The sequence below is a fragment of the Elizabethkingia miricola genome (assembly GCF_001675285.1).
Lineage (GTDB): Bacteria > Bacteroidota > Bacteroidia > Flavobacteriales > Weeksellaceae > Elizabethkingia > Elizabethkingia miricola.
Map to the genome: position 1 here is coordinate 112508 of NZ_LSGQ01000033.1, position 15103 is coordinate 127610.

Consider the following 15103-nt stretch of genomic DNA (forward strand, 5'->3'; position numbering starts at 1 on the left):
CTGCAGGATCAGGTACAAAAATTAAAAACATGAAACAATTACTGACACTCTCTATACAGAAGAGATGGCTGATGCTGGCACTCTTCCTTTTACTGGGATTCTTCGGATATTACTCCTGGACCAAACTATCTGTAGAAGCTTACCCTGATATCGCTGATGTTACCTCTCAGGTTGTAACACAGGTTCCGGGGCTGGCTGCTGAAGAGGTAGAACAACAAATTACCATCCCTTTGGAAAGATCTCTGAACGGACTTCCCGGAATGCACGTTATGCGAAGTAAAAGTACTTTCGGACTTTCCATTATCACTATAGTTTTCGAAGACGGTGTGGACGATTACTGGGCAAGACAGCGAATCCAGGAACGACTATCCGAAGTCAATCTTCCTTACGGAGCCCAACCGGGACTCGATCCGCTCACCTCTCCTATCGGGGAAGTTTACAGATACATTATTGAAAGCAATAATCATAGTCTGCGCGAACTTACAGACCTCCAAAACTTTGTTATTATTCCGCGGATCAAACAGGTTTCCGGAATCGCAGATGTAACGAACTTTGGCGGAATTACAACACAGTTTCAGATAGAACTGGATCCTCACAAACTCGAACAATACGGATTGTCTCTTTCCGAAGTGACTGAAACGATTTCCAAAAACAATGTAAGTGCCGGCGGAAGTATGCTTCCACGTGGTGACCTCTCTTATGTTATCCGGGGTATTGGTCTGGTAAAAGACCTGAATGATCTTGGAAAGATTGTTGTAAAAACAGAAAATGGTGTTCCTGTTTTCCTGAACGATGTGGGAACTCTGAAATATGGCAACCTTGAAAGAAAAGGAATTCTGGGATATAGCGATAAAAAACGCAACTATTCCGAGAGTGTGGAGGGTATTGTACTTTTACTAAGAGGTCAGAATCCTTCGCAGGTATTGGAAGGTGTTCATCAGGCCGTTGACGAACTGAACAATGAAACCCTTCCGCCAGGAGTGAGAATACACCCTTTCCTAGACAGAACAGATTTGGTAAAAACCACACTTAATACTGTATCTCATACTTTAACTGAAGGAATTGTACTCGTAATTATTGTACTTATCATATTCCTTGGAAGCTGGAGAGGGGCCTTACTCGTTGCGATTACAATTCCGCTTTCATTATTATTTGCATTTATTTTAATGCACTTCACCAATATTCCGGCTAACCTTCTTTCGTTGGGAGCTATAGATTTCGGTATTATTGTAGACGGCGCCATCGTAATGCTGGAAACCATTCTGAAGAAAAGAGAAGATGATCCGGATGAAGAACTGGAAGAGAAGAGCATTACTAAAAGAGTAATAGAAGTTGCCAAGCCTATTTTCTTCTCAACAATCATTATTATCACCGCTTATTTGCCGCTATTCGCATTTGAAAGAGTAGAGAAAAAACTATTTACACCAATGGCATTTACAGTAGGTTATGCACTTTTTGGTGCATTAGCAGTAGCTCTTCTTCTTATTCCGGGGCTGGCTTATGTTATCTACCGGAAACCACAAAAGCTTTACCATAATAAATGGCTGGAAAAAATAAGTACTGCCTACGGAAAGAGAATTGAAAAAATTATGCAGGCTCCTAAAAAGGTTATCTTACCGGTCAGCATTGTTCTGGCAACTGCCGGAGTATTATCCTATACGGTTGGAAAAGACTTCCTTCCGGAATTGGATGAAGGTTCCATTTGGCTGCAAGTACAATTACCTCCGGGGATATCTTTAGCAAAAGCAAAAGAAATGAGCGATACTCTGCGTGCCAGAACGCTGAAACATCCCGAAATTACTTATATGATGGTTCAGGCGGGACGAAATGACGATGGTACCGATCCATGGACAGCTTCTCACTTCGAAGTTTCTGTAGGAATAAAACCTTATAAAGAATGGCCTAAGGGAAAAACTAAAGCTGATCTTATTCAGGAACTAGCAAAAGATTATAAAGATATGCCAGGCTTTACCGTTGGTTTCTCTCAACCGATGATAGATGGTGTAATGGACAAAATATCCGGTGCACACAGTGAACTTGTTGTAAAAGTTTATGGTGATGATTTTAAAGAAACCAGAAGAATTGCTGAAAATGTATTATCCACTTTGGACAAGACACCGGGTTCTGCCGATTTAGCAATCGACCAGGAACCGCCTTTACCTCAGCTGCAGATTATTGCAGACCGTGATAAAATTGCCCAATACGGACTAAACGTATCGGATGTAGCAGATCTTATTGAAGTAGCATTAGGTGGAAAGGCTATATCCCAAATATTCATCGGCAATAAAGTATATGATATTTCATGTCGTTATACCGAGGACAGCCGTGATACTCCGGATAAAATCGGTAATCTGATGCTAACCTCGGCTTCAGGAGCTAAAATTCCTTTGTCTCAGGTTGCTGAAGTAAAATTGAGTACCGGAGAAAGTACTATTACACGAGAGATGAACAAACGCCACCTAACGGTAAAACTGAACCTTAGAGGCCGTGACCTTTCTTCCTTCCTGAAAGAGGCACAGGCTAAAATCGAAAAGGATATTAAGTACGACCACGAAAAATATCATATTAAGTGGGGTGGCCAGTTTGAGAACCAAAACAGAGCTTATTCAAGGTTAGCATTCATTGTTCCGCTGGCATTGGCTATTATGTTCCTGTTATTATATGGTGCCTTCGGAGATTTCAAACAGGCATTGGTTCTTATGTCTATTGTTCCACTGGCCTTATTCGGCGGTATGTTGGCACTTAATATCCGCGGAATGTCACTCAATGTATCGTCCGCTGTAGGTTTCATTGCCTTATTTGGGGTAGCTATTCAGAACGGTGTTATTATGATCTCACATATCAACGATCTACGAAAGAAAGGACATGAACTGAAAGAATCCGTGATTAAAGGAGCACGGGACCGTTTCAGACCAGTATTAATGACAGCTACCGTTGCGGTAATCGGATTATTCCCGGCATCTATGGCCACAGGAATCGGATCGGATGTACAACGACCATTGGCTACTGTAATTGTTTATGGACTGATGTTCTCTACGATTCTGACATTATTTGTGTTACCGGCAATTTACTACATGGCTGAACGCCGTTTTGGAAAAAAGCAAAATTTGAAGTCCGATGAAGCACCACAATAAAAGCCAAATGTCTAAGATTACAACAATCTTCGACATTACATCTGCCCCGTTCAATAAATCGCAAAGCGTTGAATCAAAAAAGAAACAGATGAAATTGAATATTCATACCATCATAATTTCAGCTATCACATTCCTTGGAATGAGCGGTATAGCAAAAGCACAACAGAAAGAGCTTTTAAGCTTTGACGAATACCTGAGCATGGTAGGGAAGAAAAACCTTACTTATGCGGCACAGAAGTATAATGTAAGCATGGCTGAAGCTTCTATTCAGACAGCTAATATGTTCCCCGATCCACAATTGGATATGGAAGGTTCCAATAATGGAGTTTCCAAAAATATGGGTTATACCTATGGCGGTTCATTAGGTTGGACTTTGGAACTCGGCGGAAAAAGAAGAGCTCGTGTAGATCTTGCGAGAAATCAGTCGGAACTTAGCAGAATCTTACTGCTGGATTTCTTCAGGAATCTCCGTGCAGATGCCAGCTTAGGTTATGTGGAAGCATTAAAATCCAAGGCTCTGCTGGATGTTCAGCAGGATTCCTATAAAAATATGCTACAACTGTCCAAATCCGACAGCATCAGATACCGTTTAGGTACCATATCTTTGGTCACTTCCAAACAGAGTAAACTAGAGGCTGCTTCTTTGCTAAATAGTGTTTATCAGGCGGAGAGTGCAGAACAACAGGCTATAACTGCTTTATCTGTATTTCTGAGTGATAACAAACTTACCGGAAGAGATGTTGATGGCGATTTTAATGCCTTTAACCGTGATTTTGGAATTGAAGATCTTCTGACGCAGGCATTAAATGAAAGAGCAGATTTGTTAGCTGCAAAGCAGAACACTCAGGTTGCTAAAAGCCAGATCAATCTGGAAAGAGCTAACCGTAAAATAGATTTAGGCCTTACTGCCGGGGTTTCACATAATACAACTGCAACCAATGAGATTGCTCCTTCTCCTGCTGTAAATGCTGTAAAATTAGGTGTGAGTATTCCGTTGAAATTTTCTAATAACCGGAATGCAGGGCTGAAGATTGCTGAAATGGCACATTCCCAGTCTCAGCTTGAGTACCAGCAAGTTGAGCAAGGTATCCGTGCAGAAGTAATGCAGGCTTATCAGCAGTATATAGCAACACAGAAACAGGTTAAACAGTTCCACAATGGCATGCTTACAGAAGCTAAAAATATTCTGGATGGTATTATCTACAGCTACAAAAGAGGCGAAAGCTCGATTCTGGAGGTATTAAATGCTCAAAGAACCTATAATGACGTAAGAAAAGATTACTATCAGGCATTGGCAGACAATGCTACAGCCCTGATAGATCTAGAGCGTAAAACCGGTATCTGGGATATCTCTTTCTAAATCACTTTACTTAATTATATAGAAATGCTCCTGTTGTTTATTCACAGGAGCATTTTGCTTGAAGTAACCTTGTCAAGATTAGTAAAGCAATAATCATTAACCTTGACAAGGTCTAAAATACTATAACTGTACTCAAAATCCAATCTTCGTAAAATTCCAGTTCAGGGTATCTACAATGGTTAGCTGATTGGTGATTACCGGAAGATCTGTAATAATCTTTAAAGCCTGCATCGCCATCATGGTTCCTACAATTCCGGGTAATGGTCCCAGAACTCCATTTTTATCACAATTGGGGACATCATCCTGATTTGGTGGCTCCGGAAAAAGATTCCGTAGATTTTTACTGCCTTTATAATTGAATACCGCTATCTGTCCTTCGAATCCAAAAATACTTCCGTAAACCAAAGTTTTACTGAGTGCTACACAGACATCATTCACCAGATACCGGGTGGTAAAATTATCGGATCCATCTACAATCAGATCATAATCCTGAAAAATCGACTGTATATTTTCAGGTTCTATTTTTTCATTTATAGTAAGAAACTTAACCGAAGAATTAAAAGCTGAAACAAAAGCTGCTGCACTTTCAGTCTTTAGCTTTCCTATATTGGATTCGGTATGAACTACCTGTCGGTTCAGATTATGCAGTTCCACCCTGTCAAAATCCGCAATTCCAATAGTGCCGACTCCCGCCGCCGCCAGATACTGAATAACCGGACTTCCTAAACCTCCGGCACCTATTATCAATACTTTGGCATTTTTTATTTTCCGCTGTCCGGCAACACCGATTTCCTCAATAAAAATCTGACGGCTATACCGGCTAAATTCTTCATTCGTTATAGAATCTTCTTTCATATAATAATTGTAATAATTATGAGATACATCAATATCAACCACAATTGATTTTTAAGGTTTAATAAAACCACATAAAAACATAGGAAAATAAATTTTTACACATAAGCTACGTACTCTATGTTAGTATCGAAGATACCTACTTCTAATACAAGAAAACTATGTATCTATGTGGTTAAAAAAAACTTTACAACATAAAAACACTATTAATACTCTTCAACAAGCTCAGAGTGACAAATGCAAATAATACAATACCTAATGTCTTTCGTGTCCTTGCGATAAATCTGGTTTTTATCATTATCAGTTAACGGATATTTCGTACTTCTAAATTCTAACTTCATATTAAAAAAACTTTATCCCAGTCTTTCATTACGGGATCATAGCCTGAGTTGCGGATTATGTTTTTCACTTCCTCCATGCTTCTTTCATCACTGGTTTCAAACTGCTCCAGAGACTGCGGATCCACAGCATAACCTCCAGGATTGGTTTTAGAAGCGGCACTCATCGTTGTTACTCCCAGCGGAATCACATGATTTCTAAAATTTTCATTCTCTCTGGTAGAGACCGAGATTTCCAGATCTTCATTCCAAATCCGGTAGGCACAGATAAGCTGTAACAAATCCCTGTCACTCATAATAAAATTAGGTTCAATAATTCCTTCTGCGGGTCTTAACCGCGGAAATGAAACCGAAAACTTAGTCTGCCAGTATTGTTTCTGGAGATAATCTATATGCAGGGCATTAAAGAAACTATCTACCCGCCAGTCTTCAAGTCCGAGTAAAACTCCCAGTCCTATTTTATGCAGTCCTGCCTCTCCTATTCTGTCGGGTGTATCGAGTCTGAAATCGAAATTAGATTTCTTTCCTTTAGGATGATATTCTTTGTAAACAGCCTGATGATAAGTTTCCTGATATACCAATACCGAATGTACACCGGCATCATGCAATAACTGGTATTCTTCTTGTGATAAAGGCTGAACCTCAATAGAAATATTGGCAAAGTAAGGCCGAAGCAATTTAATGGCATTTAGAAAATATTCTATTCCTACTGTTTTATTGGCCTCACCACTCACCAGCAGGACATGGTTTATACCCATTGTTTTCAGCGCCATCGCTTCTATGATAATTTCCGTGTCGGACAGTGTTTTGCGTCTGATTTTATTATCCAGACTAAAACCACAGTAAGTACAGATGTTCTGACATTCATTACTCAGATATAAGGGAGCATACATTTGTATAACCTTACCAAATCTCTTCTGCGTAAGGCTTTGTGCCATTTTAGCCATAATTTCCAGATAGGGAGCTGCTGCCGGAGAAAGCAATACCATAAAATCTTCAACAGTTCTCCTTCTCTTATTCAATACATTTTCCACCTGCTGTGTTGTCGCTGTATAAATTTTATTTTTTATACCCTCCCAGTCATATTGCAGAAATGTATTTTTAAATGTTTTCATGTATTCGTTTTTTATAATTCATTTAATATTGGAAAGTAAACTTTCACATATACACTATGTTAGTATCAGAGATACCTCTATCCGCCTCTTAAAAACCATGTCTCTATATGGTAAAAAATTATTTTCTAAATCCTTTGTCGCTTTTCACGCCTTAGAGTTTTGATTTATCATATAATAAGTCAAAAGCCATTCCTATAAAAATGACGTTAACGGGCTGGATGCTACTGCTCCGGAATGCACAGCTCCCAGCTGAGCTTCATAACCTCTTCTTCCGGCTATAACTGCTTCTTTAAATGCTATCGCCATTTGTACAGGATCTCCTGCCACTGCTATTGCAGTGTTTACCAGAACTGCATCTGCTCCCATTTCCATCGCTTTTGCCGCGTCCGACGGGGCACCAATTCCGGCATCTACTACTACGGGTACATTGCTCTGCTCAATAATAATCTCCAGAAAATCCAGTGTTCTCAAACCTTTATTACTTCCTATGGGTGCGCCTAAAGGCATAACCACGGCAGTTCCGGCATTTTCCAATCTTTTGCACAACACCGGATCAGCATGTATATAAGGCATAACGATAAAACCTAATTTAGCCAGTTCTTCAGTAGCTTTTAAGGTTTCTATAGGATCGGGTAACAAGTAACGGGGATCCGGATGTATTTCCAGTTTCAGCCAGTTTGTTTCCAAAGCTTCTCTTGCCAGCTGTGCTGCAAGCACCGCCTCCTTTGCGTTTCTCGCTCCGGATGTATTAGGCAGAAGATGGACATCCGGCAATTGTAAAGCAGTTAATAGATCATCGGAATCCGACTGATGGTCTATGCGTTTTAGTGCCATTGTTACCAATTCGGATTCTGAAGCTTTTACAGCTTCTGTCATTTGGGACATATTCCCAAACTTTCCTGTTCCCAGAAATAATCTGGATGTATAAATTCTGTCTGCTATTTGTAAGTTATTCATTGAATATTGTTTTAATGGTTGAAACCAATTCAGGTTTTTTAGCAATTAGTCCGGATACAGCGATGCCATATAGACCAATATCTTTTAAAGCGCCGATATCCTCTACCTGAATACCGCCGATAGCAAAGATTGGTGGCAAACTGATTTGCTGTTCCTGGAAATGTTTAAAAATATTTTTATAACCTTCCAGACCGAGAATTGGACTTAGTTTTTCTTTTGTAGAGGTAAATCGAAAAGGACCTAAACCTATATAATCACAGTTTTCGTCGATACGCTGCCTGATATCCTCAATAGTATTAGCCGTCCCGCCAATAATTTTATGATCTCCCAGAATACTTCTGGCTTCCATTACCGTGGTATCTGTTAATCCCAGATGTACACCATCTGCATCAATTGCTTTGGCTATACTCACATGGTCATTGATAATGCACTGAGCACCAAATTCTCTACAGTGCTTTTGTACTTTCATACAAAGTTCCTGCAATGCTTCCGCATCCGAATCTTTCCAACGTACCTGAATCCAGTCTGCCCCGTTCAACAAAGCTTTTAGAATATTCCTTTCCTGTTCTTCGGCATTTACACCCTGTGATATATATTGCAGTTTACTCAACATAATTTTGATTCTGTAATTGATTTAAAAATTTGTTTTTACAATTCAAAAATGCCCGGAGCGGATTTGAACTTTGCCAGATATTTCCAAGCATAGCTATTCCGTTTGCTCCTGATTTTAATACTATATCTATATTATTTTCATCTATTCCCCCCAGTCCTATCAACTGTACATTTTTATTGGTTCTTCGTTTCAGATCAGCCAGAATATTGTGTTCTGCTCCATAACCTTGTTTGGAGATACTTGGAAATACAGGTGATAAGAAAGCATATGTCCACTCATTACCCAGTGTATTAAATTCTTCGATAGAATGAGTGGAAGTCGACAAAATATACTTTCCCTGAAAGTTTACATACTCTTTATTTAATCTGCTTTCTTCCCTGAAATGTAATCTTACAACTCCAAATTCTTCTGCAAGATTATAGTGAGAATGCAAGACCAGCCGATTTCTGTAATCTTCGTCAATTTGACTCACATAACCATGCATGGCTTCATCAGACAGCCAGTATTTCCGGATATGAAAACAATTGAGTCCGCTGGCTAGCAGTTCATTGATCCAATAGGCTTCTTGCATTGCTTCTCGCTCCGGGGAGAGTACAATAATCATAAATAGATTTCTTTACCTGCTTCGATAAACTCTTTTGATTTTTCATTCATACCCTGTTCAGCAGCATCTCTGATCTCCTGGGTAATCTTCATGGAACAGAATTTAGGGCCGCACATGGAACAGAAATGGGCTACCTTGGCTCCATCTGCAGGTAGTGTTTCATCATGAAATTCCCTTGCTGTATCCGGATCTAAAGAAAGGTTGAACTGGTCTTCCCAACGGAATTCGAATCGGGCTTTACTCAATGCATTATCCCGATACTGCGCTCCCGGATGTCCTTTCGCAAGATCTGCTGCATGCGCTGCAAGTTTATAGGTAATTACACCGTCTTTTACATCTTTTTTATTCGGTAAGCCTAAATGTTCTTTTGGGGTAACATAACAAAGCATTGCACAGCCATACCAGCCAATCATAGCAGCACCAATAGCGGAAGTAATATGATCATATCCCGGTGCAATATCCGTTGTCAGTGGCCCCAATGTATAGAAAGGCGCTTCATCACATTCTTCAAGCTGCTTCTCCATGTTTTCTTTAATCATGTGCATCGGTACATGCCCAGGTCCTTCTATCATTACCTGTACATCGTGTTTCCAAGCAATCTTGGTGAGCTCTCCCAATGTTTCCAGCTCAGCAAACTGTGCTGCATCATTGGCATCGGCAATAGAACCCGGTCGCAATCCGTCGCCCAAAGAAAAAGCAACATCATAACGCTTCATAATTTCGCAGATCTCTTCGAAGTGCGTGTACAGGAAGTTTTCCTGATGGTGAAACAGACACCATTTAGCCATAATAGATCCGCCACGCGAAACAATCCCTGTAACACGACTGGCAGTAAGATGAATATAACGCAACAATACACCTGCATGAATGGTAAAATACGATACACCCTGCTCTGCTTGTTCTATCAGCGTATCTCTGAAAATTTCCCATGTAAGATTTTCTGCAACACCTTTTACTTTCTCCAATGCCTGATAAATAGGTACTGTACCAATGGGAACCGGAGAGTTCCTAATAATCCATTCTCGTGTTTCGTGAATATTTTTTCCGGTAGACAAATCCATAATCGTATCTGCACCCCAACGACAAGCCCATACGGCTTTTTCTACCTCCTCTTCGATATTGGAAGTCACAGCACTGTTACCGATATTGGCATTAATTTTCACCAGGAAATTACGGCCGATAATCATGGGTTCGCTTTCAGGATGATTGATATTATTCGGTATAATTGCTCTACCGGCTGCGATTTCACTGCGTACAAATTCCGGGGTAATCTTTCCTTTAGGTGTATTGGCTCCAAAGCTGTCACCACGGTGTTGCGCAGCCATTCCTTTGGTAGAGGTTTCTAACTGCTCAATTTTCTGATTTTCACGTATGGCCACATATTCCATTTCAGGAGTAATGATGCCTTTCTTTGCATAATACAGTTGGCTTACATTCATTCCTTCTTTGGCAACCATTGGTTTATGGCTATACTCAAATCTCAGATCATCCAGCTTAGCATCTGCAAGTCTTTGCTTTCCGTATTCAGAAGTTATTCCTTCCAACACTTCTATATCTCCTCTGTCCAGTATCCATTGTTCACGAATTCTGGGTAATCCTTTACGAACGTCTATAACTGCCTGATCATCGGTATAAGGTCCTGAGGTATCATATACCGTAACCGGGGGATTCACTTCTATACCTCCCGAACTCAATTTCGTCGGACTCAATGTAATCTCACGCATCGCCACTTTAATCGGGAAAAGCTGACCATCTATGTATACTTTCTTAGAATTGGGTAATGATGTTTGGGTGATTGTCTTCATATTTTCTGTCTTTTTATTGTTTACTTAGTATTAACCTCCTTGTGTAGCGGTAATGATAAGAACAGAATCTTTGTCCCGAAGAATAGTATTACCCCAGTCGGCCTTAGGAATAACAAGACTGTTAACAGCCACAGCAATACCTTTAGATTTTCCGGGAGCTTCCAGTTGCATCAATATTTCCAGTGTGGAAGGCAGATGCTCGTAATTTCTTTTCTCGTGATTAATTGTTAGTTCCATTCCTGATAATTTTTAGATATATAACTTCAGGAATGGCCACAAAAGTGCAGAAAGCACCAATGAAGACATTTTACTTTTCCCTACGCCAGTATGACCCGGATCAGGTTCAAAGGGTAAAATCTCAGCCTGCAAGTTTGCAGACACCCCTAAAGTCGATTACAAAGATAGAAAAAAACCGACAGGTTGTGTATAATCTCTGAAATTCTTCAGCCTAAAGATGTTTAAATATCTAGATCGAAAAATTTATATACACAAGAGCATCAATTATTATAATATATACAGCGTTTTAAGCACAGGAAAAATCATAGATTTTCAAAAATCAATACATAAAAACATTGGCTGTTAGATTATTAATTTCAGGTATTTATCTAATAATTAGCACTCTAGATGTTTTACGTTCAAAAAAATAATAATCTTTACTTATTATAAGTGCAATTATTATATTTGTATTTTAAAAATATATACTATGTGGAGAAAATCGTATTCAATAATTACAAAAGAGGTAACAAAAGAGCAAATCTGGAAATTAACAACTGACATTGATAATTGGAAAAATTGGGATAGCTCAGTGGAGGATTCAAAACTATTAGGAGACTTCAAAGTGGGAAGCTTATTTACATTAAAACCTAAAGGTGGGCCAAAAGTAAAGATAAAACTTGTTGAAATTGAGCCTTATAAGAAATTTACTGATCTGACAGAATTTCCCTTAGCAAAGATGTATGGTGAACATCTTTATGAGGAAACAAGTGACGGACTGAAAATAACTGTAACTATGACTGTAAAAGGACTGCTAAGCTTTGTATGGGTAAGATTGGTTGCAAAAGACATTGTCGATAATTTGGTAGACGATATTGCTAACCAAATAAAAAATGCTAAGAAATTATGATGCGATTTTGGATAGCTTCTATATCAAAAGAACATGCTATGCGTGGTGTAAATGGAAATTTTATTCAGGTTTGTCACGGTAAAAAAGCTCCATTAAAACGAATGAGTAAAGGAGATATGATTCTTATTTATTCTTCTAAAATCACATTAGATGGAAATGAGAAGTGTCAAAAGTTTACTGCAATTGGACAAGTGATTGATGATGAAATTTATCAATTTCAGATGTCTGAAAATTTTATTCCATTCAGAAGGAATATAAGATTTTATGAATGTAAAGAATACTCGATTGTGCCATTAATTGCTGAACTTGATTTTATTGAGAATAAAAAAATGTGGGGCTATCCTTTTCGCTATGGATTTTTTGAAATCAATAAAAAAGATTATAATTTAATCGCTTCGAAAATGATTATGAATGAAAAATAAAGATAATACATTTAGCTTCGAAAGATCCGAAGACAGTACAGGCTTTCTACTATGGCAGGTAACCAATCTGTGGCAGCGGGAAATAAAGAAGGCATTGGAAAAATATGAATTAACGCATGCCCAATTTGTATTACTCGCAAGTGCGCATTGGCTTTCATTACAAAAAAAGGATGTAACACAGATTTTACTTTCCAATCACACCCAAATAGATCCGATGACTACATCTACTGTATTAAGGACTTTGCAGACAAAAGGATTTATCAGACGAACGGAGCATAAAACAGATACCAGAGCTAAAACGGTTGAGCTAACGGATGCAGGACTAAAAAATATAAAACAGGCTATTGTGGTGGTTGAAAATTTTGACCGACAATTCTTTGGAATGCTTGATGGAAAAGCCCATGATTTTAACAGCAAATTAATAGCATTGTTGGGAAATAAAAATAATATATAGATACAGTCCCTGGTGCATTTAGGTAATTATCTAATAATTAACTGATTCCTTTCTTTTTCTAAATGCACCACGGGTTAAGAAATGTAAACAGTGTTTGTGTCATAGTGTTGAATGAGATACTTTGTATAATTTTTAATTCATCTGACATTGAAATTCTTTATTCAGTTCGTCATTAATTACTCCCTGCTATTATTTTAGAAATAGAAAATTTCATGTAAATTTGGAGTTATTTATTACATAATGAAGAAGTTTATATTTCCTTTATTAGTCTTTGGGACACTAACATTTGCCCAGAAAAAGTATGTAATGGTGATCCACGGAGGTGCCGGAACAATAACCAAAGCCAATCTTTCTCCTGAAAAAGAAAAAGAATATCGCGAAAAACTTACAGAAGCACTTCAAAAAGGATATGCCGAGATCAAAAACGGTAAATCTTCTTTAGACGCTGTCTCTTCAGCGATTATGGTTATGGAGGATTCTCCTTTGTTCAATGCCGGAAAGGGCGCTGTCTTCACTAATGAAGGAAGAAATGAACTGGATGCATCCATTATGAATGGAAAAGATCAGAAAGCAGGTGCTGTTGCTGGTGTTACCACTATAAAAAATCCAATTCTGGCAGCAAGAGCTGTTATGGATAAATCGGAACATGTTATGATGGCCGGCCCCGGAGCGGAGAAATTTGCAAAGGAACAGAAACTGGAAATTGTAGATCCTAAATATTTCTGGACTGAAAAGGCTTGGAACAGCCTGCAAAAAGTAAAGGCTATGGAAACTGCTAAGAAAACAAGCCAGAACAGTAAAGAGCAATATCCTGACTATTTTATTGTTGACCATAAATTTGGTACTGTTGGTGCTGTAGCACTGGACAAAAACGGTAATATTGCTGCCGGAACTTCTACAGGCGGTATGACCAACAAAAAATACGGGCGAATTGGTGATTCACCTATTATTGGTGCTGGAACCTATGCCAATGAACAGGTGGGAATTTCCGGAACAGGATGGGGAGAGTTTTTCATCCGTACAGTAGCTTCCAAAACAGCGGCAGACCGCATGAAATATCTTCATAAACCTGTTACTGAAGCAACACAGGAAAGTATCGATGAAATCGGAAAACTAGGTGGCAATGGAGGCCTTATCGCGCTGGATAAGGACGGAAATGTAGCAATGCCATTTAATACCGAGGGGATGTACCGCGGAACAGTAACCGATAAAGGTGAAATAGAGGTATATATCTACAAGTAAAAACCACATAATCATTAAACATAAGGTTAAATTTTTTACACAGAGCCCAATATTATAACTTTTAATAGCTCTGTTCTGCCCAGGCAGACTATCTTAAACCTATGTATCTATGTGGTTAAAATGAGATCTGATCTCTGTAACAAATTCTGAAAAGAAAGACTAACAAGAAAAAATAATAATGCTAAAAGCTATAAATGTTACCAAAACCTATAATGCAGGTAAAAAGGTAGCACTCAACAACTTCAGTATTGAGGTTCCAAAAGGAAGTATTTACGGTCTTCTGGGTCCTAACGGTGCCGGAAAAACATCATTTATCCGTATTATCAACCAGATTACCCAACCGGATAGCGGAGAAATTTTTATTGATGGCCAAAAATTAAGCCCTGAGCATATTCAAAAAATTGGATACATGCCTGAAGAGCGTGGTTTGTATAAAAACATGACCATCGGAGATCAGCTTACTTATTTTGGAGAACTGAAAGGTATGTCCAAGCACGATGCCATTACACAAGCTAAATACTGGTTTGAGCAGCTAAATATAGACCAGTGGTGGAAGAAAAAATTGTCTGAACTGTCTAAAGGAATGGCTCAGAAAATACAATTTGTGGTAACCGTTCTACATCAGCCTAAATTGTTAATTCTGGATGAACCTTTCTCAGGATTCGACCCTGTAAATGCCAACCTGATTAAAGATAAAATTCTTCAACTGAAAGAACAGGGCACAACAATTATTCTATCTACACACCGAATGGAATCAGTAGAAGAAATGTGTGATTATGTAGCGCTGATTAACCAGTCGAATAAAATACTGGACGGAAAGGTATTCGATGTCCGCGAGCAGTTTAAACAAAACCTGTTTAATGTAGTATTGACAGACCTGCAGCCAGACAACTTTGAAAACTTTAAGACCAGATATACACCGGATAATATTATCCAGGAAAACGGGCTTATTAGTTTCCAGATTAGAAATGAAAGCAATTCTAATATCCTGCTTGAAGAGCTGTTAAAAACTGGTAAGGTGAGAGTTTTCGAAGAGAAAATCCCAAGTATGAATGAAGTATTCATTAATGCTGTAAAGTAAATC

Annotated in this window: 14 protein-coding genes and 1 riboswitch; of the genes, 7 read left to right on the forward strand and 7 right to left on the reverse strand. The window is 38.7% G+C overall.

Features of this window, described 5'->3' with window-relative positions; translation table 11 throughout:
• Window positions 1–29 precede the first annotated feature (29 nt).
• Together ATE49_RS19685 and ATE49_RS19690 are read left to right on the forward strand one after the other, a co-directional pair.
• Window positions 30–3134 carry an efflux RND transporter permease subunit gene (locus ATE49_RS19685; RefSeq protein ID WP_065083498.1) on the forward strand — a complete coding sequence of 1035 codons (3105 nt, stop codon included), beginning with the start codon at window positions 30–32 and terminating at the stop codon, window positions 3132–3134.
• Window positions 3135–3222: 88 nt separating this feature from the next.
• Complete coding sequence (locus ATE49_RS19690; protein WP_260256208.1) at window positions 3223–4494, forward strand: TolC family protein; 1272 nt, start codon at window positions 3223–3225, stop codon at window positions 4492–4494.
• Window positions 4495–4626: 132 nt separating this feature from the next.
• Here ATE49_RS19690 and ATE49_RS19695 read toward each other — a convergent pair whose 3' ends face one another.
• From ATE49_RS19695 to thiS, 7 genes are all read right to left on the reverse strand, one after another.
• Window positions 4627–5349 (reverse strand): HesA/MoeB/ThiF family protein, encoded by a 723-nt coding sequence (locus ATE49_RS19695; protein WP_065083534.1) that lies wholly within the window; start codon window positions 5347–5349, stop codon window positions 4627–4629.
• A 334-nt stretch (window positions 5350–5683) separates the two neighbouring features.
• The gene (gene thiH / locus ATE49_RS19700) at window positions 5684–6799 is read right to left on the reverse strand and encodes a 2-iminoacetate synthase ThiH (protein WP_065083500.1); all 1116 of its coding nucleotides are present in this window, start codon (window positions 6797–6799) and stop codon (window positions 5684–5686) included.
• Between the two features lie 192 nt (window positions 6800–6991).
• Window positions 6992–7756: a thiazole synthase gene (locus ATE49_RS19705; RefSeq protein ID WP_065083501.1), complete on the reverse strand. Its 765-nt coding sequence runs from the start codon at window positions 7754–7756 to the stop codon at window positions 6992–6994.
• On the reverse strand, window positions 7749–8369 hold the full coding sequence (gene thiE, locus ATE49_RS19710) for a thiamine phosphate synthase (protein WP_065083502.1): 621 nt from the start codon (window positions 8367–8369) through the stop codon (window positions 7749–7751). The genes ATE49_RS19705 and thiE overlap by 8 nt, the downstream gene beginning before the upstream one ends.
• Window positions 8359–8973 carry a thiamine phosphate synthase gene (locus ATE49_RS19715; protein WP_065083503.1) on the reverse strand — a complete coding sequence of 205 codons (615 nt, stop codon included), beginning with the start codon at window positions 8971–8973 and terminating at the stop codon, window positions 8359–8361. Before ATE49_RS19715 ends, thiE begins: the two co-directional genes overlap by 11 nt.
• Window positions 8970–10778 (reverse strand): phosphomethylpyrimidine synthase ThiC, encoded by a 1809-nt coding sequence (gene thiC / locus ATE49_RS19720; RefSeq protein WP_065083504.1) that lies wholly within the window; start codon window positions 10776–10778, stop codon window positions 8970–8972. Before thiC ends, ATE49_RS19715 begins: the two co-directional genes overlap by 4 nt.
• A gap of 30 nt (window positions 10779–10808) precedes the next feature.
• On the reverse strand, window positions 10809–11015 hold the full coding sequence (thiS, locus tag ATE49_RS19725; RefSeq protein WP_059154958.1) for a sulfur carrier protein ThiS: 207 nt from the start codon (window positions 11013–11015) through the stop codon (window positions 10809–10811).
• A gap of 60 nt (window positions 11016–11075) precedes the next feature.
• A riboswitch (TPP riboswitch) is annotated at window positions 11076–11173 on the reverse strand.
• A 308-nt stretch (window positions 11174–11481) separates the two neighbouring features.
• Here thiS and ATE49_RS19730 point away from each other — a divergent pair.
• The 5 genes from ATE49_RS19730 to ATE49_RS19750 all read left to right on the forward strand — a co-directional run bounded on the left by ATE49_RS19730 (window position 11482) and on the right by ATE49_RS19750 (window position 15100).
• On the forward strand, window positions 11482–11901 hold the full coding sequence (locus ATE49_RS19730) for an SRPBCC family protein (RefSeq protein ID WP_065083505.1): 420 nt from the start codon (window positions 11482–11484) through the stop codon (window positions 11899–11901).
• Window positions 11898–12323, forward strand: coding sequence for an EVE domain-containing protein (locus tag ATE49_RS19735; protein WP_065083506.1), 426 nt, complete (start codon window positions 11898–11900; stop codon window positions 12321–12323). The genes ATE49_RS19730 and ATE49_RS19735 overlap by 4 nt, the downstream gene beginning before the upstream one ends.
• Entirely contained in the window at window positions 12313–12777 is a 465-nt protein-coding gene (locus ATE49_RS19740; RefSeq protein WP_065083507.1) for a MarR family winged helix-turn-helix transcriptional regulator, read from the forward strand. The genes ATE49_RS19735 and ATE49_RS19740 overlap by 11 nt, the downstream gene beginning before the upstream one ends.
• Window positions 12778–13017: 240 nt before the next feature.
• A complete protein-coding gene (locus ATE49_RS19745; RefSeq protein ID WP_059154957.1) occupies window positions 13018–14019 on the forward strand; it encodes an isoaspartyl peptidase/L-asparaginase family protein in 1002 nt (333 codons plus the stop codon).
• Window positions 14020–14197: 178 nt separating this feature from the next.
• Window positions 14198–15100 (forward strand): ABC transporter ATP-binding protein, encoded by a 903-nt coding sequence (locus ATE49_RS19750; protein WP_059154956.1) that lies wholly within the window; start codon window positions 14198–14200, stop codon window positions 15098–15100.
• The last annotated feature ends 3 nt before the right edge of the window (window positions 15101–15103 follow it).

What these genes read in the sequence shown, in the direction of transcription:
- thiS (WP_059154958.1), bottom strand. Translation starts at nt 11,015, where the DNA reads ATGGAACTAACAATTAATCACGAGAAAAGAAATTACGAGCATCTGCCT.
- thiC (WP_065083504.1), bottom strand. Translation starts at nt 10,778, where the DNA reads ATGAAGACAATCACCCAAACATCATTACCCAATTCTAAGAAAGTATAC.
- ATE49_RS19685 (WP_065083498.1), top strand. Translation starts at nt 30, where the DNA reads ATGAAACAATTACTGACACTCTCTATACAGAAGAGATGGCTGATGCTG.
- ATE49_RS19750 (WP_059154956.1), top strand. Translation starts at nt 14,198, where the DNA reads ATGCTAAAAGCTATAAATGTTACCAAAACCTATAATGCAGGTAAAAAG.
- ATE49_RS19690 (WP_260256208.1), top strand. Translation starts at nt 3,223, where the DNA reads ATGAAATTGAATATTCATACCATCATAATTTCAGCTATCACATTCCTT.
- thiH (WP_065083500.1), bottom strand. Translation starts at nt 6,799, where the DNA reads ATGAAAACATTTAAAAATACATTTCTGCAATATGACTGGGAGGGTATA.
- ATE49_RS19730 (WP_065083505.1), top strand. Translation starts at nt 11,482, where the DNA reads ATGTGGAGAAAATCGTATTCAATAATTACAAAAGAGGTAACAAAAGAG.
- ATE49_RS19695 (WP_065083534.1), bottom strand. Translation starts at nt 5,349, where the DNA reads ATGAAAGAAGATTCTATAACGAATGAAGAATTTAGCCGGTATAGCCGT.
- ATE49_RS19735 (WP_065083506.1), top strand. Translation starts at nt 11,898, where the DNA reads ATGATGCGATTTTGGATAGCTTCTATATCAAAAGAACATGCTATGCGT.
- ATE49_RS19715 (WP_065083503.1), bottom strand. Translation starts at nt 8,973, where the DNA reads ATGATTATTGTACTCTCCCCGGAGCGAGAAGCAATGCAAGAAGCCTAT.
- ATE49_RS19740 (WP_065083507.1), top strand. Translation starts at nt 12,313, where the DNA reads ATGAAAAATAAAGATAATACATTTAGCTTCGAAAGATCCGAAGACAGT.
- ATE49_RS19745 (WP_059154957.1), top strand. Translation starts at nt 13,018, where the DNA reads ATGAAGAAGTTTATATTTCCTTTATTAGTCTTTGGGACACTAACATTT.
- thiE (WP_065083502.1), bottom strand. Translation starts at nt 8,369, where the DNA reads ATGTTGAGTAAACTGCAATATATATCACAGGGTGTAAATGCCGAAGAA.
- ATE49_RS19705 (WP_065083501.1), bottom strand. Translation starts at nt 7,756, where the DNA reads ATGAATAACTTACAAATAGCAGACAGAATTTATACATCCAGATTATTT.